Here is a 24,705-nt window from a genome sequence, read left to right as displayed (position 1 = left end):
GAACGCCGAGCGACGGGTCGGAGGGGCCCAGTGGCCGTTTCTGTTGGAAACGAATCCGGGGACTACCGGCGCGATGCCAGCTCGTCGCGGAGCGCCTCCAGGGGAACGTCCTTCATCGCGAGCAGTACGAGGAGGTGGTAGACGATGTCCGCGCTCTCGTGCGCCATCTCGTCGTGGTCGTCGTCCTTCGCGGCGAGCACGAGCTCCGTCGTCTCCTCGCCCAGCTTCTCAAGGACCGCGTTCTCGCCCTTCTCGTGCGTGAACAACGACGCCGTGTACGAGCCCTCCGGGAGCTCGCGCTTGCGGTCCTCGATGACCGCGAACAGGTCCTCGATGATCTCGTCCGCGGACTCCGCGTCCCCACCCGCTTCGAGTGCTTCAGTTGTGTCGCTCGCGTCGTGCTCGGGGTCGGTCACGGGTGCTCGGTCACCTCGCGGACGTCGTCGAACTCGTCGAACTCCGCCGGGTCGCTCCGGCCGCTCTCGAAGACGGCCTCGGTCATCTCGATGGGGACGTTCGTGCGCGCAGCCAGCGCCAGGCAGTCGCTCGGCCGCGCGTCCACCACCGTCTCGCCGCGGGGCGTCGCCACGTGGAGGTCCGCGATGTACGTCTTGTCCTCCACGCGACTGACGACGACCTTCTCGACGCGCCCGCCGAGTTCCTCCATCACGTCGAGCAGGAGGTCGTGCGTGAGCGGTCGCCCGATATCCGCCGCATCCATCCCGCGGACGATGGCGAGCGCCTCCTCACCGCCGACGAAGATGGGGACGACGTCCTCCCGGTCGTCGACCGCGAGAAGGACCACTGGTGCCGGCCCGTCGTGGGTCGCCGCCACGCGAACCGAATCGATCGTCGCATGCATACCCGTCTCGAAGCCCGCCAGCGGGAAAAACACACCTACTCCGCGTTGGCGTCCCGCCTCGTCGCCGCGTTCGATACCGCGAGGGCGTGCTCGAGCTCAGGCGTCGACCGCGACCGAGTCGAAGAACGCGAGGTCGTGGACCCGCGAGTCCGTCGTCAGCTCGGGGTGGAAGCTCGTGCCGACGACCGCGCCCTGCCGGACCGCGACGGGGTCGTCGTCCCAGGACGCGAGCACCTCGACGTCGTCGCCGACCGCGTCGATGACGGGTGCGCGGATGAACACCGCCGGGAACGGGTCGTCGAGCCCCGCGACCGAGAGCGGCGCCTCGAAGGAGTCCTTCTGGCGGCCGAACGCGTTCCGGTCGACGGACACGTCGAGCACGTCGAGCACGTCGACGCGGTCGTCCTTCGCGTCCCGCGACGCGACGATGAGGCCCGCGCACGTCGCCAGCAGGGGCTTCCCGGCGTCGACGTGCGCGATTATCTCCGGCGCGATACCCTCGTCGTGCAGGAGCCGCGAGATGGCGGTCGACTCGCCACCGGGGAGGAGGAGGACGTCGCAGTCCGGGACGGTCCCGGACTGTCTGATCTCGTGGACGACCACGTCCTCGTCGTGCGCACGACCCGCGCGGCGGATGGCGTCGGCGTGCTCGGAGACGTCGCCCTGAACGGCGACGACGCCCGCAGTCAGTGTCATGGTCGGCGCTAGGCGACGTGAGAACAAAAACGGACGGCATCCGTCGTCGACGGCCTCGACGGCAGGCGGGCGCGTCGGAGTGCGGCCGGCGGGCGCGTCAGAGTGCGGCCGACAGGACGAGGACGAAGACGCCGAAGAGCGCGCCGACGGCGACGACGGTGCGTGGGTCGATGCGGATTGCGTTACGGTCCTCGGCGTCGAAGTACCGGACGAGACCCGCACTGGACATCAGGCCGCCGGAGTTCTGACCACTGCTCATGGACGTTCCTCGGCGGCGGGACCCACTAAACCTTTCGACCCGTGGATGGGCGCGGTCGCGTCGCGTTCGACCGCGAGGCGGCAACGAGTGGGCCTTCCGAGCCGGTATCCGCGGTCGCCTGGACGGTGGAAGCACCCGTCAACCAAACCCTTAACCGGTCCGGTGGGCAAGGTCGTATAGACAGCATGACGGTTACGCTCAAGGACTTCTACGCCGATTGGTGTGGCCCCTGCAAGACCCAGGACCCCATCCTGGAGGAACTCGAGGAGGACTGGGAGGGGCGCTTCCAGGTCGAGAAGGTCAACGTCGACGAGGAGCAGGACGTCGCGAACGAGTATCAGGTCCGGTCGCTCCCGACGCTCGTCGTCGAGAACGACGACGGTATCGTCGAGCGGTTCGTCGGCGTCACGCAGCGCGATGACCTCGAGGACGCGCTCGAGCAGGCGGGCGCCTGAACGACTCGGCACGGACTCCTTCCGTTCTTCGCGTTCGGCGAGCGACGGCGTCGAGTCGTTCGTCGCCGGAACGGTCGCGACGGGGCGCTACTGGAACTTCACGCCGACGTCGTGCATGCCGTCGTTGTGGCGGGCGATGTTGATGACGAGCGGCGTCACCGATTCGACCTCGCTCGCGTTCGCGATGGGGCCGGCGTCGAGCGGCCGGAGGCCGTCGATAGCGGCGGCGAGCTGGGTGACGGTGTCCTTCGCGTCCGGGTCGTCGCCGACGAGGAGCGTGTCCAGGTCGAGGTCGACGTCGAGGTTCGCGAGCCGGTCCGCGCTGAGGTTGTGGAACGCGCCGACGACGGGGACGTCGTCGGGGGCGGCGCGCGCCGCGAGCGCGGTGACGCTCCCCGCGCTCGGCGCGTGATAGTGCATCCCGTCCTCGTCGCCCTTCATGCCGACCGCCGGTGAGACGAGGACCGTCTCCTCGTCGAGCTTGTCGGCGACGGCGTCGACGGTGTCGCCGACGTGATACGGTGGGACGGCGAGGACGACGACGTCCGCGCGGTCGGCGGCCATCGCGTTCTCGAAGCCGTTCACGGTGACGTCGCGGCCGCGCGAGTCGAGTTCGGTCTCGTACTCTTCGGCCTTCGTTCGCGCCTTCTCGGGGTCCCTGGAGCCGATGAGGACCTCGTGGTCGGTGTGGTACGCCCAGCGGAGCGCGAGCCCTTGCCCGATGTCGCCGGTACCGCCGAGTAGTGCGATTCGCATGAGTCCCCCTGCGTGTGGCGTGCGATTAAGCGTTTGGAACACGGTCGTCTCGTCCGCTGGCGTCCGGCCGGCGTCGCGTTCGCAGCTGTCGGGGTGTCGTTCGCGGCTGCCGGTGCGTCGACCCGACCGACGATGTCGGCAGCTGCCGGTACCCGGCCACTACCTCCCGGTAGATGACACCTAAAGTACTGGTTTAGGCTGGTCGGTGGTGTACGTTCGTCATGGAATCACCTCGAAACCCGGCCGTACGGGTGCTGCACGTCGAGACGACGACAAGCGTCGACGACGCCATCGACGCGCTCGAGGACGACGTCGATTGCATCGTCACCGACTACCGGATGCCGGGCGACGACGGCGTGTCCGTGTTCATCGCGGACGTCACCGACGAGCACGCCGCGAAGCGCGGTCGCGGCGCTCTCGGAGGAACTGGACGCCGCGAACAGCCAGTTCCGCCAGCTCCAGTCGCGGGTCGCGCGCCCGCCGCTCAAGTTCTAGCGACCGAGAGTCACTCCGCGTCGCCGTCGGCAGCGGAACGGTGCCAGGCGTACGCGTCGCGGTCGTACCAGTCGTACGCGTCGACCGCGCGCTCGCCGACGTGGACGGTCCCGTAGTACGCGACGGCGGCCGCGAGGGCGACCCAGACGACGGTCAGCGTCGGGGCGAGGTCGACGAGCGCGTCCGCCGCGAGGACGGCGATGGCGGCGACGGCGAGCTCTAACGTCCATCGTCGGCCTTCGACGGGGACGAGGAGGAGCGCGTAGCCGTCGCCGAGGACGAGCACGAGGGTGGCGACGGCGCCGACGGTCGCGCCCGGGAGGAGCGGGTCGACGTCGGTCGCGGCGGTGGGGTCGGTCGCGAGCGTCGTGACGGCGACCGTGGCGAGGACGCTGGTCGCGAAGAACGTGAGCGCAGCCCCCAGTGCGCGGTCGACGGGTGGCACCGGGGCGGCGTCGGACGACTGCACACGAGGACTCGCCCGAGCGCGAGTTATCAATCTTCCCGTCTCGGCGGTAGCGTTGAGGCTGACGACCACCGGTCGTGCTCAGCTGTCTCCCTCCCGGTAGTAGGCGTCGCGGTCGTACCAGTCGCGGGCGTCGGCGACGGCGTCGCCGAGCCAGCGCGTGCCGAGGAGCGAGCACGCGACGAGCGCGAGGACGAGGAGGTCGCTCGCGACGTCGGCGGTCTCCGCGATCCAGAGGGCGGCGACGACGAGCACGAGTGCTGCGGCGAGTTCGACCGTCCAGCGTCGGCCTTCGACCGGTATCAGGAGCCGGTCGTAGCCGCCGGCGACCACGAGGACGCCGGTCAGGACGGCGCCGGCGAGCGCGCTAGCGAGCGGGACGACGAGCGAGGTCGGGTCCGGTGCGAGGAGGATGCCGAGGACGAACCCGAGGACGGCGCCGGCGACGAACGTGACGAGCGCGCCGAGGACGCGGTCGACGCGAGGGACGGGCGCGACGGACGAGGTGGGGGACATACGCATCACTCGCGGCCACTGTGGCGTAAACCTTGTCCGAGAGTGACGCTTCCAGCGCGTCAGTCCTCGAGGAACGCGGGGAGGTCCTCGATGGAGTCGAGGACGGCGCTCGCCCCCGCGCGCTCGTACTTCTCGCGGCCCGAGTCGCCGGTGAGGCCGCCCGTGAGGACGCCGATACCGTAGTAGTCGCGGGTCGGGTCGGTCTCGGCGGCGTTCACGGCGGTCTCGACGTCGTCGAGCGTGTCGCCGACGAACGCGACAGAGTCGGCGGCGAAGCGCTCGGCGAGCGTCGTGAGCGCGTACGGATGGGGCTTCCCCTCCTCCCAGTCGTCCATCGTGAACCGGTGCTCGGGGGAGAGGTCGAGGCCGACGCGGTCGAGCGCGATGCCGGCCTCGGCGGCGGGGCGGCCGGTGACGACGCCGACGTCGAACCGCCGCGTCAGGTCGTCGATCGTCGCCCGCGACGCGAGGACGGGTTCGTCGTGGATGAACCCCTCGCCCGCGATATCGGGGTCGGGTTCGGCGTCCTCGATGCCGCGGTAGAGGTCCGCGCCGAGGTACAGCTGCTGGAAGACCTCGCGGAGGCGCTCGCGGTCCCACTCGCGGCGCACGCGCTCGGTCGCGTTCCCGCCCAGTTCCGCGCGCACGACGCGCTCGGCGGCGTCGACGCCACCGCCCTCGCCCGCGATGCGGTCCGTGTACTCGTCCATCGACAGGTCGAGGCCTTCGCCCTTCGCGAGCACGAACAGGGCGGCGGCGTCCGTCAGCTCCCAGTCGTTGTTGAACCCGCCGGCGTCCTTGAACCGCTGGATGTCGTCCTTCCGGATGGTGCGCCCGTACACCGTCTCGATGCTCTCGACGATGGCGCGCCGGTACGAGTCCGCGACGTCCACCAGCACGCCGTCCACGTCCAGCACGACCGCGTCCACGTTCATGCGCGGGACGACGCGGGGCGAGGCAAAGAGCGTCCCGACTCTGGGCGAGCGCGCGACCCCCTGATGGACGCACTTAACGGCGGTCACGACGCACCCGCCAGTCGTGCCACTCCAGATACGCGAGGGCGTCTGGCAGATCGACTGTCGGACGCTAGACCAGCCGAACCCGTACGTCGTCGACGACGGTGACGTGACGCTCGTCGACGCCGGCTGGCCCGGCGACGCCGACACGGTGCGGGCGGGGGTTCGCGACGCGGGCTTCGAACTCGCGGACGTCGACCGCGTCCTCCTGACGCACTTCGACGCCGACCACGTCGGCTCGCTCTCGAGGCTGACCCCGGAACTCGACGCGCCCGTCTACGTCCACCGGCTGGAGGCGCCGTACGTCGCCGGGGAGCGACTACCGCCGTGGACGGGACGTTCCGTGATCGAAGCCCTCCACCGACTCTACTACCGGCGACTCATGCTCCCGGACCTCCCGATCCGCGCGTTGGAAGACGGCGACACAGTCGGCGGGTTCCGGGTGCATCACACGCCCGGGCACACGCCCGGTCACCTCGCCTACGTCCACGACGCTCGGTCGGCGGTGTTCCTCGGCGACCTCGCGTACGGGCTCGGCGAGTCGCTGCGCGCGTCCGGGCGATTCCAGAGCTACGACCGCGGCCAGGTCACGGAGAGCGTCCGGTCGCTCCGCGACCGGATCGACGACGTCCGCTACGTCTGCCCGGGCCACGGCCCGCATCTCGAAGACGCCCACGACCGACTGTCCGAGTTACTCGACTGAGCAGCGACACGGGAGCGGCAGCGAGCGTAGTCGTCTGCGAGAACGGAACCGCCGACCTGGCGGTCGGCGGATGCTCGTGCGGCCAGTTCACTCCGCGGTCCTTTTGCCCGAGCGCGGCCTCGCTCGCGGTATGGAGGTCACGGAGGGTGCGGTGACGGTCGAGGTGCCCGAACAGGAGGGCGAGGGGAAGACGGACGCGGTGTTCTTCAATCCCGTCCAGGAGCTGAACCGCGACCTCACCGTCGCGGCCCTTTCCGCGTACCGAGAGCGCGAGGAGCGCGCGGAGACGTACCTGGACGCGATGACCGCGACCGGCGTCCGCGGCGCTCGGGCGGCGGCGCAGGGGTGGGACGTGACGTGCGCGGACGTCGACCCGGACGCGGTCGCGCTCGCCGAGTCGAACCTCGACCGGAACGACCTGGACGGGCGCGTCGTCGAACGCGACGTGAACGCCTTGCTGTGGGACGAGTACGTCGACGTCGTCGACGTCGACCCGTTCGGGTCGCCGATGCCGTTCGCGGACGCGGCGTTCGCGAACACCAGGGACCTCGTCTGCATCACCGCGACCGACACCGCGCCGCTGTGCGGCGCGCACTTCGACTCCGGCGTCCGCTCGTACAGCGCGACGCCGCGGAACACGGACTACCACGCCGAGATGGGGCTGCGCATCCTCCTGGGCGCGCTCGCGCGGACCGCCGGCCGGTTCGACGTCGGCGTCGACCCCATCTTCACGCACGCCACCAGTCACTACGTCCGCACCTACCTGGACTGCACGCACACCGCGACCGCCGCGAACGCGAGCGTGCAGGACGCCCAGGGGCACCTGTATCACTGCGAGGACTGCCTCTACCGGGAGGCCGACCGCGGCCTCGTCGCGCACCCCCCGGAGACGTGCCCGCGCTGCGAGGGCAACCGGATCTCGGCGGCGGGCCCGCTCTGGCTGGACTCGTACGTCGACCGCGAGTTCGCCGCGAGCGTCCGCGACCACGTCACCGACGACATGGGGACCGCCGAGGACGCCCGCGAGCTCTGTACGACGCTCGAACGCGAACTCGACGAGCCGAGTCACTACGACCAGCACCGCCTCTGCAAGCAGTGGGGCGTCGGCGCGCCCGCGATGGACGCGTTCCTGGACGCCGTCCGCGACGCCGGGCACGACGCCTCGCCGGCGCACTACGGCGGGACGACGTTCAAGACCACCGCGAGCATCGACGCGATGGAAGCGGCCGCCAGCGACCTCGGGCCCTGACCGCTCGACCCCGCCAGTAGCGCCGTCGGCCGTGCACCACCGCGACCCCGTCACGTCGGGCGGACCCTTTTTACCGTCGTCGTCGAACGATACCGCGTGCTCTCGATGCCACGCATCCGTCGGACCGTCGACGTCGGGCGGGCGACGGTCTCGCTCGCCCAGAGCGAGCAGATCACGTTCCTCGCCGCCGCCATCGCGTACTACGCGTTCGCGTCGATCGTGCCGCTCTTCGTCCTGACCGCGGTCGTCGCGAGCGTCGTCGGCGGCGACGCGCTCGCGACCGACCTCGTCGAGTTCCTCGGTTCCACCCTCACGCCCGCGAGCCAGGACGTCCTCCTGTCGACGCTCACGACCACCACGGGCCGCGGGAGCGCGACGCTCGTCGGCGTGGTCGCGCTCGCGTGGAGTTCCCTGAAGGTGTTCCGTGCGCTCGACACCGCGTTCTCGATCGTCTACGGGACCGAGGAGACGCCCGGCTTCCTCGAAGCGGTCGTGGACGGCGTCGTCGCGTTCGGCGCGGTCGCGCTCGCGATCGGCGTGAGCGTCGGCGTCGTCGCGGCGCTCACGGTCGTCGACCTGCCGTTCCTCGACGAGGTCGGGTTCGTCATCGAGGTGTTCGTGCTCGCCGCCGCGTTCTACCCGCTCTACTACCTGTTCCCGGGGGTCGAGATGACGTTTCGCGAGGCCGTCCCCGGAGCGGTGCTGGCGGCCCTCGGCTGGACGACCCTCTCCGGACTCTTCCAGTTGTACGCCGAGAACGCGGAGACCCTCGCCGTGTGGGGCGTCCTCGGCGCCGCACTCGTCGTCGTCACGTGGCTGTACGTCGGGTCGCTGCTCCTCCTCGTCGGCGCCACGGTCAACGCGGTGCTCGCGGACAGACCGCTTCCGGCGGTCGGATCGGACGACGCCGCAGCCGTCGACCGGCACCTTCAAAGTGCGGGCTTGCGACACACCGAACCAGCAATGGGGGACGACGACCGCGACGACTCTCGGGACGTCGGCACGACCGACGAGCCACAGGACGACGTCGATACCGGTGTCACCGACGAGCCACGCGACGGCGTTGAGGACGCCGACGCGGCCGGCGACCAGCAGGACGGCGGGGACGGTGGCGCGTCTGCCGCCGCGTCGAGCACGTCAGGCGACGAGCCGGACCCCGAGGCGTTACGCGAGGAGATAGAGGAGCTCCGCCAGGAGCTCGAGGCGTTCGAGGACGACGTCGACGACCGGACCCTCCACCGGGACGATATCGAGCGCGACCTGAAGCGGTACGTCCGCCGGCGCGTCCGCCGCGGGAAGGCCCGCGGCTGGGGCCCGTACCTCGTCCTCCTGTACGGGACCGTGATGACGCTCGGCGCGTTCTACACGGAGTTCCTGACGGACGGCTGGGCGATATTCGCGATGATCGTCATCTGGCTGTCGACGCTCGGGCTGTACGCGCTCATGCTCCTCGTCGGGCTCGGCGTGAACGCCGTCCGCGTCCCGGGACGGCTGCGGGACGCCATCGGCGACTGGCGCTCATGAGTCGGGGCGTCGGCGTCGCGGAGTTCCTCGCCGGACTCGTCCCGGCGTGGGCGCTCCCCGTCGTCCTGCTCGCGACGACCCTCGCCGAGGCACCCATCGTGCTCGCGGTCGTCCTCGGCAGGTACTGGTTCCGGGAGCGCCGCGCGGGGATGCGGCTCGCGATAATCGCGGCGACCGCGTTCGCGGCGATGCTCGCCCTCAAGCACGCGTTCGCGCTCCCGCGACCGCCGGCGTCGATACGCGCTCCCGTCTCCGCGGTCCCCGCGCCGTTCGACCAGATATATCAGAGTTTGCTCGACACGGACGAGTCCGGGTTCCCGAGCGGGCACACCACCATCGCGGCGGCGGTGTACGGTGGCGCGGCCCTGGACGCAGAGAACCGGCGGCGGTGGCTCGGCGTCGCGGCCGTCCTCGTCGCGCTCGTCGGCGGGTCGCGGCTGTTCCTCGGCGTGCACCACCTCGCGGACGTCGCGGGCGGTATCGCGCTCGCCGCGGCCGTCATCGGCGCCACCCGGTTCGCCGACGGGTGGCTCGACGCGCCGAAGGGCGCGGTCGCGGTCGGGGCCGTCGGCGTCCTGCTGTCGGTCGCCGTCGTCCCCGGGTCCACCGCCGCGGTCGCCGCGGCGGGCGTGGTCGTCGGCGTCGGCCTCATGTGGTTGAGCGTCGACGTTCCCGAGGAACCGTGGGCGATGTCCGTGACGACCATGGAGCGCGGGCTCGTCCCCGTCGGTATCACCGCGCTCGCTGCGACGCCGATGTTCGTCTTCGGGAATACGCCGGTGCTCGCGTTCGTCGTCGCGGTCGTCGGGACGGGCGCCGCCGTCGCCGTGCCGGCGTTCGACGACCTGGAGCGCTAGGCGCGGTCGGTGTCCTCGTCGCGCGACCCCGCTCGCCGAGCACGCGGCGTGGTGCCGCTACCCAAACGACGATGGCGGTCCGTGGCGCTGGTTCCCGCATGAGCGCGTACGACGACCTCCTCGACCGGTATCGACGGTACTCGAACCTCGGGAACGCCGCGTCCCTACTGAGCTGGGACCAGCAGGTGACGATGCCCGAGGGCGGAGCGCCCGCGCGCGCCGAGCAGTCCGCGGCGCTGTCGGCGGTCCGCCACGAGCACTTCACGGACGACGAGACCGGGCGCCTCCTCGACGCGGTCGACGAGCGCGACCTGGACGACGCCGAACGGGCGACCGTCCGCGAGATCAGGCGCGACTACGAGCGCAACGCCGAGGTGCCGAGCGACCTCGTCGACGACCTGACGCAACTGCAGAGCGAGGCCCAGGAGACGTGGCAGGACGCGAAACGCGACGACGACTTCGAGGCGTTCGCGCCCTCGCTCGTCGAACTCAGGGAGCTGCATCGGGAGCGCGCCGCGCACATCGACCCCGGGAAGTCCGCGTACGAGGTCATGTTCGAGGACGGCGAACCGTACCTCCCCTTGGAGCGCGTCGAGACCGTGTTCGACGAGCTCCGCGAGGGCCTCGTCCCGCTCATCGACGCCATCCGCGAGAGCGACGCCGCGGTCGCGTGGCCGTTCGACGGCGAGTACGACCCAGAGGCTCAGGAAGCGCTGTCGCGGGACGTCCTCGACTTCCTCGGGTACGACTGGAGTCGGGGACGGCTCGACGAGGCCCCGCATCCGTTCATGTCCGGCACGCAGTTCGACGCGCGCATCACGACGCGGTACAGCGACGACGAGCCCCTGGACGCGCTCACCGCGACCGTCCACGAGTTCGGACACGCGACCTACCAGCTCGGCCTGCGCGACGACGCGTACGCCACCCCCCTGGGCGAACCGCGGTCCTCGGGCGTTCACGAGTCCCAGAGTCGGTTCTACGAGAACCACATCGGTCGCACGAAGGCGTTCTGGGACGCGAACCGGGACCTGTTCGTCGAGCACTTCCCGCGCCACGACGGCGTCTCCGCGCGCGAACTCTACGAGGCCGCGAACAAGGTCCGGCCGGACAACCTGATCCGCGTCGAGGCGGACGAACTCACGTACCACATGCACATCATCCTGCGCGCCGAGATCGACCGCGCGTTCGTCGACGGCGAGATCGCGGTCGACGAGATACCGCAGGTGTGGAACGAGAAGATGGACGACTACCTCGGCGTCGTCCCCGAGACCGACCGCGAGGGCTGCCTGCAGGACGTCCACTGGAGCTACGGGTTCGCCGGGTTCCAGAACTACACCGTCGGGAGCGTGCTCGCCGCGCAACTCGACCACGCGATGCGAGAGGACCTCCTCGTCGACGCGCTCGTCCGCGACGGCGACCTCGAACCTATCCACGACTGGCTCACCGAGCACGTCCACGCGCACGGCCGCCGGTACACGACGCCGGAGCTCGTCGAGGAGGCGACGGGCGAACCGCTCACCGCCGAGTACTTCCTCGACCACGTCACCGAGAAGTACACCGACCTCTACGACATCTAGAGTCGTCGCGAGCGACCGCCCTACAGGAGTCGGTCGATGCCGACCGCGAGCAGGAGCAGGCCGCTCGCACCGACGATGGCGGCGACGATCTCCGGACCGTGCTCGCCGAACGGCGACGCCGCCCAGTCGGTGTGCTCGTGGCCGGTCCCGACCTGGACCGCGACCACCGCGAGCATCACCGCGGCCGTCGCCTCCGACGCCGCGAACGCGAGCGACCCCGCCGGGTCGAGGACGTTCGCGAGTGCGAGCACGAGGTTCGCGACCGCCGCGAGCGCGAGCGTCCCACCGAGCACCTGGTACCTGTTCACGCCGAGACCCGAGACGCCCCCCGGACAAAAACCCCACGCGACGACGCCACCCGACGGCCTACTCGTCGACGACCGTCACCGTGAACACGAGCAGTTCCATGTCGCCGTCGTCGTCGTACAGCGGTGCGCCGTTGACCGACACCGTCAGTCGTTCCCCGTCGTCGCGCACCACCGAATGCAGGATCTCCTCGACGTGGACGTCGTCGCCGGGACTCGACCCAACCGCCTTCGACCTGAGCCGCTCGAACGCGGTCCGCTCCGCCGGAAGCGGCTCGCCGTCCGGCGTCTGGAGCGCCCACTCGTCGTCGTCGTACGTCCGGTCCAGCGCCACCTCGCGGGTCGTCCCGAGGATGTCGAGCGCGCGGTCGTTGATGAGACGGTACGTTCCGTCGAGCTCGTTCACCATGATACCGACCGGGCTCGTCTCCAGGAGCTGCCGGGTGAGGTCGCGCTCGCGACGCAGCTCCTCGCGGAGCTCGCGTTCCTCGGTCACGTCCGTGATGACGCCCTCGAGCGCCTGCAGCTCGCCGTTCCCGAACACGCCACGGCCGCGTTCCCACACCCACTTGCGTTCGCCGTCGGCCGTCCGAATCTCGTACTCGACCTGGAACGGCTCGCGCGCGTCCACGGCCGCCTGCACGGTCTCCCAGATGTCGTCGCGTTCGCCTTCGACGATGACGTCCTGCTCCCAGTTCACGGCGTCGGCCTTCAGTTCCGCGGCCGTGTACCCCGTCAGTTCCTCGGCGCCGTCGCTCACGAACGTCATCGGCCACCCGCGCTCGTTCGCGCAGCGGTACACCATCCCGGGGAGGTTCGAGACGAGCGTCCGGAACCGCCGCTCGCTCTCGCGGAGCTGGTCGACGCGACGTTCCAGCTCCCGCTCGGTGCGATACCCGTCGACGGCGTTCTCGATGCGGTTCGCGAGCACCGCGTACTGCTCGGTTCCCGTCTCCTTCTGGAGGTAGTCCGTGACGCCCTTCGAGATGGCGTCGCTCGCCACCTCCTCGCTTCCCTTCCCCGTGAAGAGGATGAACGGCAGGTCCGGGTACTCCTCGCGGACCGCGTCGAGGAACTCGAGCCCGGTCATCCCCGGCATGTCGTAGTCGCTGACGACGCACTCGAACTCCTCGGCAGCGAGCCGGTCGAGCGCGCACGCCGCGTCCTCGACGTGCGTCACGGACAGCTCGCCCGCGCGCTCCAGGAACTCGCCGGCGAGCGCACCGAGTTGCGCGTCGTCCTCGGCGTGCAACACCCGGACGATGTCACCCCGATCGCGCTCGGTCCCAACGGTCATCGCTCCGTGATTGACGGACGAACCGTGTAAGTGTTCTGTCCAGGGGCATCGTCGTCCCTGACGCCAGCTTAGAGGAATTCACGGACCTCGGAGTACCACATGTCGTGGTACTCGGCCGCGTCGACGGCGTCCGCGATGACGGCGGCGAGCGCGTGCCAGCAGCGCTCGGTCGGGTCCTCCGGGTCGAGGTTGTACTCCGCGTCCTTGCACGTGCAGCCGTCGCCCTCGACGACGTACTCCTCGCGATGGCCGACGACGACGACGAAGTCCCGGTACTCCTTCACCCGCCCCTCGCTGACCGCTTCGATCGCTCGCTGCCCGCGGTCGCCGTGGACGTCCACGATGCGACCGACGACGTCCGGCGTCAGCTCGCCGGCTGCGTCGAGGTCGCGACGCCACTCGTCGAAGGGATTCGTCATGACAACCACCCGACGCGGGCACTCACGCCCGAATCGTAGGCCGTCCATCGCCAAGTACGGTTCGGTCCGCCGACACCTCCACGCCCCGAAGTGGGCGGGACGGCGACGCGAACGGACGGGCCGGCGGCTCGACCGGACTCGGTCGCGGTCACTCGTCGGGATTACAGACCGACATCGCCTCGCGGACGCCCTCGCGGCGCCCGAGGAGCGTTATCGAGTCGCCGCGTTGGAGCGTGAAGTCCGCACCCGGAACTTCCGTGTTCCCGTCGCGTTCGACGAGCGCGATGAGACAGCCATCGGGGAGTTCCGGCCCGATCTCGCGGACGGTACGGCCGGCGAGTCGTTCGCTCGTGATCTGGACCTCCTGAACGTCGCCGTTGTCGCCGATGTGCGTCATCCAGTTCGCGAGCGCCGGCCGCTCGATCTGGTTGTCGAGCGCCCACGCGGTCGCCATCGTCGAGGAGATGGTGCGGACGCCCAGGTCCTCGAACGCCTCGACGTTGTCCGGGTTGTTCGCGCGAGCGAGCACCTTCTCAACGTCGAACTTCGACGCTGCGAGCTGGGCGACGAGCAGGTTCACGTCGTCGTCGCCGGTCGCGGCGACGACGGTCTTCGCGTTCTCGGCGCCCGCAGCGCGCAGGACGTCCGTGCTGGTACCGTCACCCCTGTGCACGGTGAACCCGGCGTCGCGAGCGGTCTCGATGACTGGTTCGTCGTTCTCGATGAGGACGACGTTCTCTCCACGGTCTTCGAGGCGTTCGGCGAGCGTCCGACCCACCTTGCCGCCTCCGACGACGAGTACACGCATTGGTATCACATCTAGGTATTCCGCGATCTGCCTGGCGAGGCCGCCCTGGAACACGACCGTGACGAGGATGACGAGGAAGACGGTGCCGACGAGCACCTCGGAGCTCTGCGCGAGCAGGTCCGCCTCCGCGAGGAGCGCCTGCGCCTCCGCACCGGACGCCGACTCCGCGGCGGTGCGTGCTTCCTCGGCGAGGTTCTCGAGTTCGAGCGCGAACAGCGTCGCGACCGAAGCCGGGATGATGCCGCGCGGCCCGACGAGACTCACGAACATGCGTTCGCCGAACGACAGGCGGTCGCCGGTCGTCGAGGCGAACACGAGCAGGGGCCGGAGGACGAGCGCGACGACGAGGACGACCACGAGCCCCTGCCAGCCGAGGGCGAGCAGCTGGTCGAAGTCGAGGAGTGCGGCGAGCGCGATGAAGACGAACGAGAGGACGAGCAGCGTCACGTCGCCCTTGAACTCCTCTATCTGTTCCTCGTAGGGGATGTCGAGGTTCCCGAGGACGAGCCCGGCGGTCGCGACGGCGGCGACGCCGGCTTCGGTGAATATCTGGTTCGCGGCGGCGAACGCGACGATGGCGCCCGCGATGGTGAGCAGGCGCGCGTTCTGCGGTGCGTTGTCCGGCGACAGGTCGACGTATCGGATGAGGTAGTAGAGCGCGCCGGCGACGATGAGTCCGACGAGCACGCCCGTGCCGAGGCGTTCGGCGAACAGGCGGACGTAGTCGGTGACGGTCGGGTCGTCGAGCCGCAGGGTCTCGAAGATGACGACCGCCATGATAGCGGCGGTGACGTCGTTCACGATACCTTCGGTCTCCAGCGCGGCGGCGACGCGGTCCCGGACGGGGACGACGGCGAGGATCGGCGTGATGACGGTCGGCCCGGTCGCGACCAGGAGTGCGCCGATGAGGAAGGAGATGCGCCAGGAGACGTCGAGGAGGAAGTGGACGGTGACGCCGGTCCCGACGAACGCGATGATGGCGCCGACGGTCACCAGTCGGAGCGTCGCGGTCGGGGCCTCCTGTAACTTCTCTATCTTCAGGTGGAACGCGCCCTCGAAGACGATGATGGCGACGGCGAGCCCGACGATGGTCGAGAGCGGGCCGGCGCCGCCGAACGTCTCGAGCGTGATGATGCCGAGGACGGACGGCCCGACGATGATGCCGGCCGTGATGAGGAACAGGACGCTGGGGACGCGAAAGCGTGCGCCGAGCACCTGCGCGCCGACACCGAGCGCGACGATGATGGCGACGAAGGTCAGGAGGTTCACGCCCTCGCTGCCCGCGGCGAGCACCGGCGCGATCTCGAAGCCGAGCATGTATCGCCGACAAACAGCGCCGGCCTCTTAAAGGGGTCGTTTGCGGACGCAGTGATACCAACGATTAGTGGACGTTCGTCCAGTTATACCTGTTTGGGGAGGGGTGCGTCTATGTTCGACAGCAGTATCCGGCAAAACTGGCCGAGCGACTGGTTGTGACGCCTGCCAGTCAGTCGTCCGCGGCGACCTGCGACCGCCGGTCGGCGTCACCGTATATCTCCTCGACGAGCGCGTCGTACCGGTTCTCGATGTTCCGACGCTTCTTCTTCATCGTCGGCGTCAACAGGTCGTTGTCCTCCGTGAACTCCTCCGTGACGAGCCGGAACTCCTTGATCCGCTCGTGCTTCTCGAAGCGCTCGTTCACCTCGTCGACCTCCTCCTGGACGACCTCGACGACCCGCTCGTGGCGCACCATCTCCTCCGGGTCCGCCGGCAGGTCGACACCCTCCCGTCCGGCCGCCTCGCGGAGGAACTCGAAGTTCGGGACGACGAGCGCGCCGATGAACTTCTCCCCGTCGCCCGTCACCATCACCTGCTCAACGACCTGCGAGGAGGCGAACGCGTCCTCGATGGGCGCCGGCGCCACGTTCTTCCCCGTCGACAGCACGAGGATCTGTTTGGCGCGCTCCCGGAACACGATGTAGTCGTCCGGCCGCTGCTGGACGATGTCGCCCGTCCGGAAGTAGCCGTCCTCCGTGAACGCCTCGTCGGTCTCCGTGGGCTTGTTCCAGTACCCGTCCGTGACGTTCGGCCCCTTCACGAGCAACTCGCCGAGTGTCCCGAGCGCGTCCACGGACGTGTCCTCCGGAACGACGCTCGTGTCTATCTTCACGTCGATGTCCACCAGCCGCCGACCGATCGTCCCGATCTTCACGTCCTCCGGCGGGTTCGTGCTGACGACCGGCGCCGCCTCCGTCAGCCCGTACCCCTCGAAGATCGGGAGTCCCATGCCGTGGTACAGCGTGCAGAGTTCGTCGCTGAGCGTGCCACCGCCGGAGATGAGGAACTCGATGTTCCCGCCGAGCGCCCCCCGGACGTCGCTGAACACGAGTTTGTCCGCGAGCCAGTACCGCGTCTTCAGTCCGGCGCCCGGGCGGTCCGCGCGGTAGTACTGGCGTGACACGTCCGTCGCCCAGTTGAACACGCGTTCCTTGAAACTCGACTCCTGGGCTTGCTCGCGGATCGCTTCGTAGATCTTCTCGTACACGCGCGGAACGCTCGTCGCCATCGTCGGCTCGACGGCCTGGAAGTCCTCCTGGAGGGTGTCGACGCTCTCCGCGTACCCGACGCAGGTGCCGACGCCGAACTGGAGGAAGTGCCCCGTGAGGCGCTCGAACACGTGCGCGAGCGGCAGGTACGACACCGTCTGCATGTCCGGCGTCACGGTCGGCGTGCTCGCGTCCTTGTCCGGCCGGTCGGCGAACCGCTTGTACGTCTGGTTGACGTTCGCGCGGAAGTTCCGGTGCGTGAGCTTCACGCCCTTCGGTTGTCCCGTCGTCCCGCTCGTGTACACGAGGCTCGCGAGGTCCTCGGGGTCGCAGTCGTCCAGCCAGGACTGGTACTCGGCCTCGTCGAACCGTCGTTTCCCTTGCTCGTAGACGTCCGCGAGCTCGTACACGCCTTCGGTGTCGTCGTACTCGGCGGAGAGTTCGTCGAGCGAGACGACGAAGCGAACGTCGAGCGAGTCCGATACCTCGAGCACGCGCTCCAGGAGCTCCTCGTTCTCGACCACGACGCCCGTCGCGCTCGGGTCCCCGAGCAGGTACTGCACCTGCGCCGGCGAGGAGGACTTGTACACGGTCGTGACGACCGCGCCCGCGGACAGCAGTCCGAAGTCGCACTGCGCCCACTCCATGCGTGTCCCGGCGAACATCCCGACGCGCTGGCCCGCTTCGAGACCGAGCGCGCGAAAGCCCGCGGCGAGATGCTTGACGACGTCGTGCATCTCCGCGTACGTCAGCGTCGCGTACTCGCCGTCGGGCGCCGCGTCGACCGCGTCCGTGTCCGTCAGGGACCGCGCGTACACGCCGCCCTTGTACTTCTGTGCGGGTTCGTCCGGTTGGCGTCTGGCCGTCGCGTCGAACATCTCCCCGAGCGTGTTCGTCCCCACCACCTCGTCCTCGAACTCCCGTTCTGCCTCCACCCAACTCATGTTCGATAGGAACAGTATGCCCGCGCTCATAAATCAAACCCCTCGTTACCAACTCGCATGGTCGAAAGAAATCGCAAGGTGACGCCGCGGCCACAACCATCAAGTCGCACGCCACCGCGCCAGATAACCGATTCGAGAGCGCTGACGCGGACGCCGACCGGTCAGGCCGCTCCCCGGGGGCTACCCGACCACCGTCAGTCCTCGACGTACATCGAGTCGATCTCGTCCGCGTACCGCTCCTTGATGTTCCGACGCTTCTTCTTCATCGTCGGCGTCAACATGTCGTTGTCCTCCGTGAACTCCTCGTGGACGACCCGGAACTTCTTGATCTGCTCGTAGGACTCGAACGCCGGATTCACGTCGTCGACCTCCGCCTCGATGCGGTCGCGTACGAACTCGTGCTCGGCCGCCTCCGCGTCCTCCGCCGGCAACTCGACGCCCTCCTGTTCGGCGGCCTCTCGCAGGAACGCGAGGTTCGGCACCATCAACGCCCCGACGAACTTCTCGCTGTCGCCGACGACCATGCACTGCTCGACGACCTGCGAGGAGGCGAACGCGTCCTCGATCGGTGCCGGCGCCAGGTTCTTCCCCGTCGACAGCACGAGGATCTGCTTCGAGCGCTCGCGGAACTCCACGTACCCGTCCTCGCGCATGTGCACGACGTCACCCGTCCGGAACCACGGGTCGCCGCCGTCCTCGGCCTCGGTGAACGCCGCATCCGTCTCCTCGGGCTTGTTCCAGTACCCGTCCGTGACGTTCGGCCCGCGCGCCAACAGTTCTCCGACGTCACCCGGGTCGTCCGCGAACGGCTCCTGGTCGACCGCGTCCTCGTCCACCCGTAGCTCCACGCCAGGAAGCGGATACCCGATCGTCCCGATCTCGGGTTGCTCGGGGGGATTCACCGTCAGCACCGGCGACGTCTCCGTCAACCCGTACCCCTCAAGGATCGGGAGCCCCATCCCGTGATAGAGCGCGCAGAGTTCCGCGGAGAGACTCCCACCACCCGAGATGAGCATCTCGACGTTCCCGCCGAGCGCATCCCGGACCTGCTGGAAGACGAGCCGGTCCGCGACGCTCGCCTTCGCGCGCAACGCGACCCCGGGATCGTCCGTCGTATGGTACTCGACGCCGACGTCCGTCGCCCACTCGAAGATGCGTTCCTTCACGCTCGACTCCGTCGCCTGCTCGCGGATGGCGTCGTAGATCTTCTCGTAGACCCGCGGGACGCTCGTCGCCGCCGTCGGCGATACGAGCGAGAAGTCCTCCTGGAGCGTGTCCGGGTTCTCCGCGTAGGCGACACACGCCCCGGACCCGAACATCAGGAAGTGCCCGGCGAGTCGCTCGAAGACGTGCGCCAACGGCAGGTACGACACAGCTCGCGTGTTCGCGTCGATACACGGCTCGCCCTCGCGGTCCGGTCGCGGCCCGAACCGCTTCCGGATCATGTTCACGTTCGACCGGAAGTTCCCGTGCGTGAGCTCGACGCCCTTGGGCTGGCCGGTCGTCCCGCTCGTGTAGATGAGACTCGCGAGGTCGTCGAACTCGCGGTCGTCCACCCACTCCAGGTACGCGTCCTCGTCGAACTGCTTCGCCCCGAGGTCGTGGACCTCGTCGAGCGTGTAGACGTCGTCCCGGCGCTGATGCCGGCGTTCCTCGAGCGTGCTCATCGACACGATGAACTCGAGGTCGAGGTCCTCCTCGACCGAGAGCACGCGCTGGAGCATGTCCTCGTTCTCGACGACGACCGACGTCGCGTCCGGGTCCGAGAGGAGGTACCGGACCTGGCTCTTCGAGGACCCCGCGTACACGGTCGTGACGACCGCGCCCGCCGACAGGAGCGCGAAGTCGCACTGCGCCCACTCCATCCGCGTATGCGAGAACAATCCGACGCGGTCGTCCGGTCCGACGCCGAGCTCGCGGAATCCGGTCGCGAGGTGCGCGACGATCGTCCGCATGTCCTCGTAGCTGATCGCGCGGAACTCGCCGTCGGGCGCCCCCGGCAGCACCGATTGCGTCATCGCACGGTCGTACACGCCGCCCTTGTACATCTGCGCCGGACGGTTCGCGTTCCGCTGCGCGCTGTCCTCGAACAATCGTGCGAGGTTCGTCTCTCCGATGACCTCGTCCTCGTACTCCGTCTCCGCGTCCCGCCAGTCCATACCACACGATTATCCACCCAGGTACGATAAAACCCCTGAACCGAACGACCGTTTACGCACCGGGCTTCAAGACGGAAGCCGCGGCGAACGCCGTGTATGCGCTGACCGGTCACCGCGCGTCGACAACACCCCCTGCCGCGAGGCGAGCGAACGCGACCCTCGACGCCCACCCGGGCCAGTGCGACCGCTCGACGCGCGACCACAGCACGCGACACGACGGTCGCCCGCACGCCACCATCAGTCAGCGACAGCGGCGGCGTCGAGGACCGGCCACGCTTCCTTTCAGGGAGAATCGGTCACTCCTCGTCCGCGAGTCGCTCCTGCCACGCCTGCACTCGCGACAGCAACTCCACCGGCGCCGTCTCCGCCACGTCGACGTCCGCGAGCTCCGCGAGCACCTCGCGCTCGCGGTCGGTGACCCCTTGGTCGCCGTCGCCGACGGCACCGGCAGCGACCGGGTCGTCGCCGGCGTCTCCATCGCTCGCACTGCCGGCCGTCGCCCCACCGTCGGCGGACGCCGGCGCTTCCCCGGCCCCGTCGTCGCTCGCACGGAGCCGCGCGTCGTCCAGGTCGAACACGACCTGCTGGGTGCCACCGCCAGCGTCGGCACCGTCGCTCCCGCGCGCTTCGATGGCCTCGTCCTCGCGCAACCGGTCCAGCACCTCCCGGGACCGGTCGACGACCGGCCCCGGAACGCCGGCGAGGTCCGCGACGTGCACGCCGTACGACCGGTCCGTCGGCCCCTCGCGGACCGTCCGGAGGAACGTCACGTCCCCGTCGCGTTCGTCCGCGGCGACGTGCACGTTCACCACGCGCTCCAGATGGTCTGCGAGCGTCGTCAGCTCGTGGTAGTGCGTCGCGAACAGCGTCTTCGCGCGCACCTCGTTGTGGAGGTACTCGGTGGCCGCCCACGCGATACTGATGCCGTCGTACGTCGCCGTGCCACGCCCGACCTCGTCGAGGATGACCAGCGAGTCCTCGGTCGCGGTGTGGAGGATGTTCGCGAGCTCGGTCATCTCGACCATGAACGTCGACCGGCCCTGCGCGAGTTCGTCGAGCGCGCCGACCCTGGTGAAGACGCCGTCGACGACGCCCACCGTCGCCGCGTCCGCCGGCACGAAGCTCCCCACCTGTGCGAGCAGCACAATCAACGCGGTCTGCCGCATGTACGTGGACTTCCCGCTCATGTTCGGGCCGGTGACGACCGCGAACCGCCGGTCGTCGTCCAGCTGGAGGTCGTTCGGGACGAACTCGGTGGTCTGTTCGACGACCGGATGTCGGCCGGCGTCGACGTCGAGCACGTCGTCGGTGGTGAGTTCGGGGCGCGTCCAGTCGTTCGCGACGGCGTGCTCGGCGAAGCTCGCGAACGCGTCGACGCGCGCGAACGCTCGCCCGACGTCCTGGAGGAGGGCCGCGTGGTCGGCGACGTCGGCGCGCAGTTGAGCGAATCGGTCGCGTTCCAGGTCGCTCCGACGGTCCTCGAGCTGGACGAGGTCGCGCTCGCGCTCCTCGAGTTCGTCGGTGACGAACCGCCGCGAGTTCTTCAGGGTCTTCACCTCCCGGAACCGCTCGGGCATCCCGTCGGCCTCGCTCTTCCCGACCTGGACGTACCAGCCGTCGGTCTTGTTCCGGTCGACGGTGACGTGCGTGAGCCCTGTCTCTCGTTTGACGGTCTCCTCCAGGGTGTCGAAGTACTCCTGGGCGGCCTCGTGGCGGTCGCGGGCGTCGTCGATGGCGTCGTCGTAGCCGCGAGCGAAGATGCCACCCTGTGTCGTGGTCTGTGGTGGGTCGTCGACGAGTGCGGCGTCGAGTTCGTCGCGGAGAGCGGCGGCGCGTTCGCGCGTGTCGGCGTCGAGAACCGATGCGAGCGGGCTGTCGGCGAGCGTCGGGTCGTCGGCGACCCGCTCGTGGACGACGGGAACGAGCGAGAGGGTGTCGCGGACGCGTGCGAGGTCGCGCGGGTCGGCGCTCGCGCTCGTCGCCTTCGACGCGAGCCGTTCCAGGTCGTACGCGTCGCCGAGTGACTCGCGGAGGCCGTCGCGTGCGAGTGCGGCGGTCGCGAGTGCGTCGACGGCGGCCTGGCGGTCGCGGAGAGCGTGGACGTCCCGCCGAGGCCGCTGGAGCCACGCGGCGAGGCGGCGCCGGCCGGCGCTCGTGACGGTGTGGTCGACGGTCGCGAGCAGCGACCCGTCGGCGTCGCCCTGCATCGTCTCGGTGAGTTCCAGGTTCCGCTGGGTGGTGGCGTCGAGCGTGACGCGGTCGTCGTCGGCGAGCGTCCGCACTCTGGTCATCGAGGCGAGGACGCCGGCGTCGGTCGCGTCGACGTACGCGAGGACGGCGCCGGCGGCGCGGACGGCGGCGTCGGTGGCGCCGACGCTGTCGAACGTCTCCCGGCCGAAGTGCTCGCGGGCGACGTGGGTCGCTCGCCCGGGTGCGAACGCGTCGTCGTCGTGGAGCGTGAGGCGGGCGTCGGTGTGGTCGCGGAGGCGGTCGAGGGCGTCGTCGTCCCTGATGTCGGGGCCGGGGATGACCTCGGCGGGGTCGAACCGGTAGCATTCCGAGAGGGCGGCGTCGACGTCGTCAGTGCTGGTGACGACGAACTGTCCGGTGGTGACGTCGGCGAACGCGAGGCCGTACGCGTCGCCGTCGTCGACTATCGCGGCGAGGTAGCGCGCGTCCGCGTCGGTCGTCTCGAGGAGCGTTCCGGGCGTGACGACGCGCGTGATGGCGCGTTCCGGGCCGTCCGCGCCGTCGTGTTGGTCCGCGACCGCGACGCGGTAGCCGCGTTCGACGAGGCCCTTGAGGTACGGCGTGAGGTCGGCGACGGGGACGCCAGCCATCGGGTACGAGCCGCCCTGGCTTGACTTCTCGCTGGTCTTCAGGTCGAGTTCGTCCGCGACGAGTTCCGCGTCGTCGCCGAAGAACTCGTAGAAGTCACCGACCTGCATCGCGAGCACGTCCGCGTCGGTTTCGTCCTTGAGCGCGAGGAACTCGCCGACGATTCCCGTCGCCGCTGGCATACGCGTCCCTGAATCCCGCCGCGCGTAAAACCGCTCCGTTCCGCGGGACGCCCGTTCGCGCTGTGGTTGGGGCGTGCACGAGCCCGTGCGAAGTAGTCACAGGAGTTAACGCGGGTTCGAGCCCCGGGGGGAGGTCGGTATCTCGGTCCTGATGGGGGATGCGCTCGGTATCCGTCTGGTGGTGACGACGTTCGTGCTCGCGTCGACCGGCTCTGAGGCGGTCCGCTCGCGTGCGCCTGCGCCGGTCGGGATAGCTGCGGTGCTAGAGGGAGTCGGCGAGCGTGGTGAGTCGGTCGAGGAGCGCGTCGGGCGTCTCGGTCGCGAGTTTCGTCATCGGTTCCTTGCCGTGTGCGCCGCGGTCGACGACGGCGACGGGCCGGTCGTCGCCCCGGTAGGCCTGGTCGGCGCCCCAGTCCATCGTCCCGGGCGCGTCGTCGGGTTCGTCGCCGCGGTCGTACGCGGTGACGGGCCAGTCGAGCGCGTCGAGTGCGTCGGCGACGCGGTCGTCGTAGCGGACGTTGACGGCGTACCGGAGCTCGGGGTGGTGTTCGCGGGCGGCGAGCAGGTATCGTGCGACGTGACTGGAGGCACCGGGGCGGACGCCGCCGGTCGCGCGGACGCCGCTGTGGGTGGTCGCGAGCCGGCCGTCGACGGCGACGGTGTCGGCGACGCGGTCGGCGTGCGGTGGGGCGCCGACGACGTTCGTGCCGACCTCGGGGAGGAGTGCCGCGACGGGCGCGGTCGCGTTCTCGAGCGTGGCGACGACGCGGGAGACGTCCCGAGCGACCGTGGAGACGTCCCTGCTGGTCCGGGCGTCGACGAGATGCTGGACGCATCCCGGGCCCTGGCCGACGTCGTGGTGGTAGCGGACGGCGCGCTCCATGTGGTCGGTCGCTGCGTCGACCGCGTCGACGAGTGCGCTCTCGGGGACGTCGTCGGTGGCGTGCCGTGCGAGGTGTGCGGTGATGGCGGCGGAGAGCGTGCAGCCGGAGCCGTGGGTCGCCGCGGCCGCGACGCGTGGGTGCTCGAACGTGTGGACGTCGCCATCCGTGACGAGGACGTCGGTGACGGTGTCGGTCCCGTCGCTCCGACCGCCGCTGTCCTCGCTCCGACCGTCGCTGTCGTGGAGGTGGCCGCCGGTGACGAGGACGGCGTCGACGCCGGTGTCGCGGACGGCGAGTGCGGCGTCGCGGGCGTCGGCGAGGGTGTCGACGTCGCGGCCGGCGAGCACCTCGGCCTCGTCGACGTTCGGCGTGGCGACGGTGGCGTCCGCGAGGAGGTCGTCGTACGCGCGTTCGGCGGCGCGGTCGAGGAGGCGGTCGCCGCTGGTCGCGACCATCACGGGGTCGACGACGACGGGCGCGGACAGCGCCGCGAGCCGGTCGTGGGCGGTCTCGACGACGTCGGCGGTCGCGAGCATCCCGGTCTTCGCCGCGCCGACGGCGAAGTCGTCGATGACGGCGTCTAGCTGCGCGGCGACCTCGTCGGTCGGGAGGACGTGCGTCGATTCCACGCCGCGGGTGTGCTGGGCGGTCGCCGCCGTGACGGCGCTCGTGCCGTGGACGTCGTTGGCGGCGAACGTCTGGAGGTCCGCCTGGACGCCGGCGCCGCCGCCGGAGTCGCTGCCGGCGACCGTGAGAGCGACCGGTCGGGTGACTGGTGCGGGCGTACGCATACGTTGAACACTGAGTGGTACCACCTTGTCATTACCGGTTCCGGTGGTGGTGCGCCGACCGGTGACGTGGCCACTCGCAGACGTCCCTGACCGTCCCAGGAGCGACGAGAACGCCGACGGTC

The 24,705-nt window shown here is 69.8% G+C and carries 23 protein-coding genes; 6 read left to right on the top strand and 17 right to left on the bottom strand.

Annotated elements, in window-relative coordinates:
* Positions 1 to 62: 62 nt before the first annotated feature.
* The 4 genes from hisE to SM754_RS01835 all read right to left on the bottom strand — a co-directional run bounded on the left by hisE (position 63) and on the right by SM754_RS01835 (position 1,817).
* Positions 63 to 338 carry a phosphoribosyl-ATP diphosphatase gene (hisE, locus tag SM754_RS01850; RefSeq protein WP_323675239.1) on the bottom strand — a complete coding sequence of 92 codons (276 nt, stop codon included), beginning with the start codon at positions 336 to 338 and terminating at the stop codon, positions 63 to 65.
* 74 nt (positions 339 to 412) lie between these two features.
* Positions 413 to 862 (bottom strand): bifunctional nuclease family protein, encoded by a 450-nt coding sequence (locus tag SM754_RS01845; RefSeq protein WP_323674514.1) that lies wholly within the window; start codon positions 860 to 862, stop codon positions 413 to 415.
* A gap of 96 nt (positions 863 to 958) precedes the next feature.
* Entirely contained in the window at positions 959 to 1,558 is a 600-nt protein-coding gene (gene pdxT / locus SM754_RS01840) for a pyridoxal 5'-phosphate synthase glutaminase subunit PdxT (RefSeq protein ID WP_323674513.1), read from the bottom strand.
* A gap of 97 nt (positions 1,559 to 1,655) precedes the next feature.
* The gene (locus SM754_RS01835) at positions 1,656 to 1,817 is read right to left on the bottom strand and encodes a preprotein translocase subunit Sec61beta (protein ID WP_323674512.1); all 162 of its coding nucleotides are present in this window, start codon (positions 1,815 to 1,817) and stop codon (positions 1,656 to 1,658) included.
* A 185-nt stretch (positions 1,818 to 2,002) separates the two neighbouring features.
* Between SM754_RS01835 and SM754_RS01830 the strand changes: the two genes are divergently transcribed.
* Positions 2,003 to 2,272 carry a thioredoxin family protein gene (locus SM754_RS01830; protein ID WP_323674511.1) on the top strand — a complete coding sequence of 90 codons (270 nt, stop codon included), beginning with the start codon at positions 2,003 to 2,005 and terminating at the stop codon, positions 2,270 to 2,272.
* Between the two features lie 87 nt (positions 2,273 to 2,359).
* Here SM754_RS01830 and npdG read toward each other — a convergent pair whose 3' ends face one another.
* The 5 genes from npdG to SM754_RS01805 form a co-directional block, all read right to left on the bottom strand.
* Positions 2,360 to 3,028 (bottom strand): NADPH-dependent F420 reductase, encoded by a 669-nt coding sequence (npdG, locus tag SM754_RS01825; RefSeq protein WP_323674510.1) that lies wholly within the window; start codon positions 3,026 to 3,028, stop codon positions 2,360 to 2,362.
* A 227-nt stretch (positions 3,029 to 3,255) separates the two neighbouring features.
* Positions 3,256 to 3,516 carry a hypothetical protein gene (locus SM754_RS01820; protein WP_323674509.1) on the bottom strand — a complete coding sequence of 87 codons (261 nt, stop codon included), beginning with the start codon at positions 3,514 to 3,516 and terminating at the stop codon, positions 3,256 to 3,258.
* Between the two features lie 17 nt (positions 3,517 to 3,533).
* Positions 3,534 to 3,992: a hypothetical protein gene (locus SM754_RS01815; RefSeq protein ID WP_323674508.1), complete on the bottom strand. Its 459-nt coding sequence runs from the start codon at positions 3,990 to 3,992 to the stop codon at positions 3,534 to 3,536.
* A 78-nt stretch (positions 3,993 to 4,070) separates the two neighbouring features.
* On the bottom strand, positions 4,071 to 4,505 hold the full coding sequence (locus SM754_RS01810; RefSeq protein WP_323674507.1) for a hypothetical protein: 435 nt from the start codon (positions 4,503 to 4,505) through the stop codon (positions 4,071 to 4,073).
* Between the two features lie 59 nt (positions 4,506 to 4,564).
* Positions 4,565 to 5,440 (bottom strand): TIGR01548 family HAD-type hydrolase, encoded by an 876-nt coding sequence (locus SM754_RS01805; RefSeq protein ID WP_323674506.1) that lies wholly within the window; start codon positions 5,438 to 5,440, stop codon positions 4,565 to 4,567.
* A gap of 103 nt (positions 5,441 to 5,543) precedes the next feature.
* Between SM754_RS01805 and SM754_RS01800 the strand changes: the two genes are divergently transcribed.
* From SM754_RS01800 to SM754_RS01780, 5 genes are all read left to right on the top strand, one after another.
* Positions 5,544 to 6,224: an MBL fold metallo-hydrolase gene (locus SM754_RS01800; RefSeq protein ID WP_323674505.1), complete on the top strand. Its 681-nt coding sequence runs from the start codon at positions 5,544 to 5,546 to the stop codon at positions 6,222 to 6,224.
* Between the two features lie 130 nt (positions 6,225 to 6,354).
* The gene (locus SM754_RS01795; protein WP_323674504.1) at positions 6,355 to 7,473 is read left to right on the top strand and encodes a tRNA (guanine(26)-N(2))-dimethyltransferase; all 1,119 of its coding nucleotides are present in this window, start codon (positions 6,355 to 6,357) and stop codon (positions 7,471 to 7,473) included.
* A gap of 105 nt (positions 7,474 to 7,578) precedes the next feature.
* On the top strand, positions 7,579 to 8,997 hold the full coding sequence (locus SM754_RS01790; protein WP_323675238.1) for a YhjD/YihY/BrkB family envelope integrity protein: 1,419 nt from the start codon (positions 7,579 to 7,581) through the stop codon (positions 8,995 to 8,997).
* A complete protein-coding gene (locus tag SM754_RS01785; protein ID WP_323674503.1) occupies positions 8,994 to 9,854 on the top strand; it encodes a phosphatase PAP2 family protein in 861 nt (286 codons plus the stop codon). Before SM754_RS01790 ends, SM754_RS01785 begins: the two co-directional genes overlap by 4 nt.
* 98 nt (positions 9,855 to 9,952) lie before the next feature.
* A complete protein-coding gene (locus SM754_RS01780; protein WP_323674502.1) occupies positions 9,953 to 11,431 on the top strand; it encodes a carboxypeptidase M32 in 1,479 nt (492 codons plus the stop codon).
* Positions 11,432 to 11,451: 20 nt separating this feature from the next.
* Here SM754_RS01780 and SM754_RS01775 read toward each other — a convergent pair whose 3' ends face one another.
* From SM754_RS01775 to thiD, 8 genes are all read right to left on the bottom strand, one after another.
* Positions 11,452 to 11,739, bottom strand: a complete 288-nt coding sequence (locus SM754_RS01775) for a hypothetical protein (protein WP_323674501.1) — start codon at positions 11,737 to 11,739, stop codon at positions 11,452 to 11,454.
* 58 nt (positions 11,740 to 11,797) lie between these two features.
* A complete protein-coding gene (locus tag SM754_RS01770; protein ID WP_323674500.1) occupies positions 11,798 to 13,033 on the bottom strand; it encodes a PAS domain-containing response regulator in 1,236 nt (411 codons plus the stop codon).
* Positions 13,034 to 13,101: 68 nt separating this feature from the next.
* Positions 13,102 to 13,452, bottom strand: coding sequence for a hypothetical protein (locus SM754_RS01765; RefSeq protein WP_323674499.1), 351 nt, complete (start codon positions 13,450 to 13,452; stop codon positions 13,102 to 13,104).
* Between the two features lie 148 nt (positions 13,453 to 13,600).
* On the bottom strand, positions 13,601 to 15,577 hold the full coding sequence (locus SM754_RS01760; protein WP_323674498.1) for a cation:proton antiporter domain-containing protein: 1,977 nt from the start codon (positions 15,575 to 15,577) through the stop codon (positions 13,601 to 13,603).
* Positions 15,578 to 15,746: 169 nt separating this feature from the next.
* A complete protein-coding gene (locus SM754_RS01755; RefSeq protein ID WP_501993744.1) occupies positions 15,747 to 17,729 on the bottom strand; it encodes an AMP-dependent synthetase/ligase in 1,983 nt (660 codons plus the stop codon).
* Between the two features lie 194 nt (positions 17,730 to 17,923).
* Complete coding sequence (locus SM754_RS01750) at positions 17,924 to 19,888, bottom strand: AMP-dependent synthetase/ligase (RefSeq protein ID WP_323674496.1); 1,965 nt, start codon at positions 19,886 to 19,888, stop codon at positions 17,924 to 17,926.
* A gap of 296 nt (positions 19,889 to 20,184) precedes the next feature.
* Positions 20,185 to 22,908 carry a DNA mismatch repair protein MutS gene (gene mutS / locus SM754_RS01745; protein WP_323674495.1) on the bottom strand — a complete coding sequence of 908 codons (2,724 nt, stop codon included), beginning with the start codon at positions 22,906 to 22,908 and terminating at the stop codon, positions 20,185 to 20,187.
* A 262-nt stretch (positions 22,909 to 23,170) separates the two neighbouring features.
* Complete coding sequence (thiD, locus tag SM754_RS01740; protein ID WP_323674494.1) at positions 23,171 to 24,583, bottom strand: bifunctional hydroxymethylpyrimidine kinase/phosphomethylpyrimidine kinase; 1,413 nt, start codon at positions 24,581 to 24,583, stop codon at positions 23,171 to 23,173.
* Positions 24,584 to 24,705: the final 122 nt, after the last annotated feature.

Origin of the sequence: Halorubellus amylolyticus (assembly GCF_034808145.1) — an archaeon.
GTDB lineage: Archaea > Halobacteriota > Halobacteria > Halobacteriales > Natrialbaceae > Halorubellus.
This window is presented reverse-complemented; position numbering and strand designations above follow the sequence as displayed.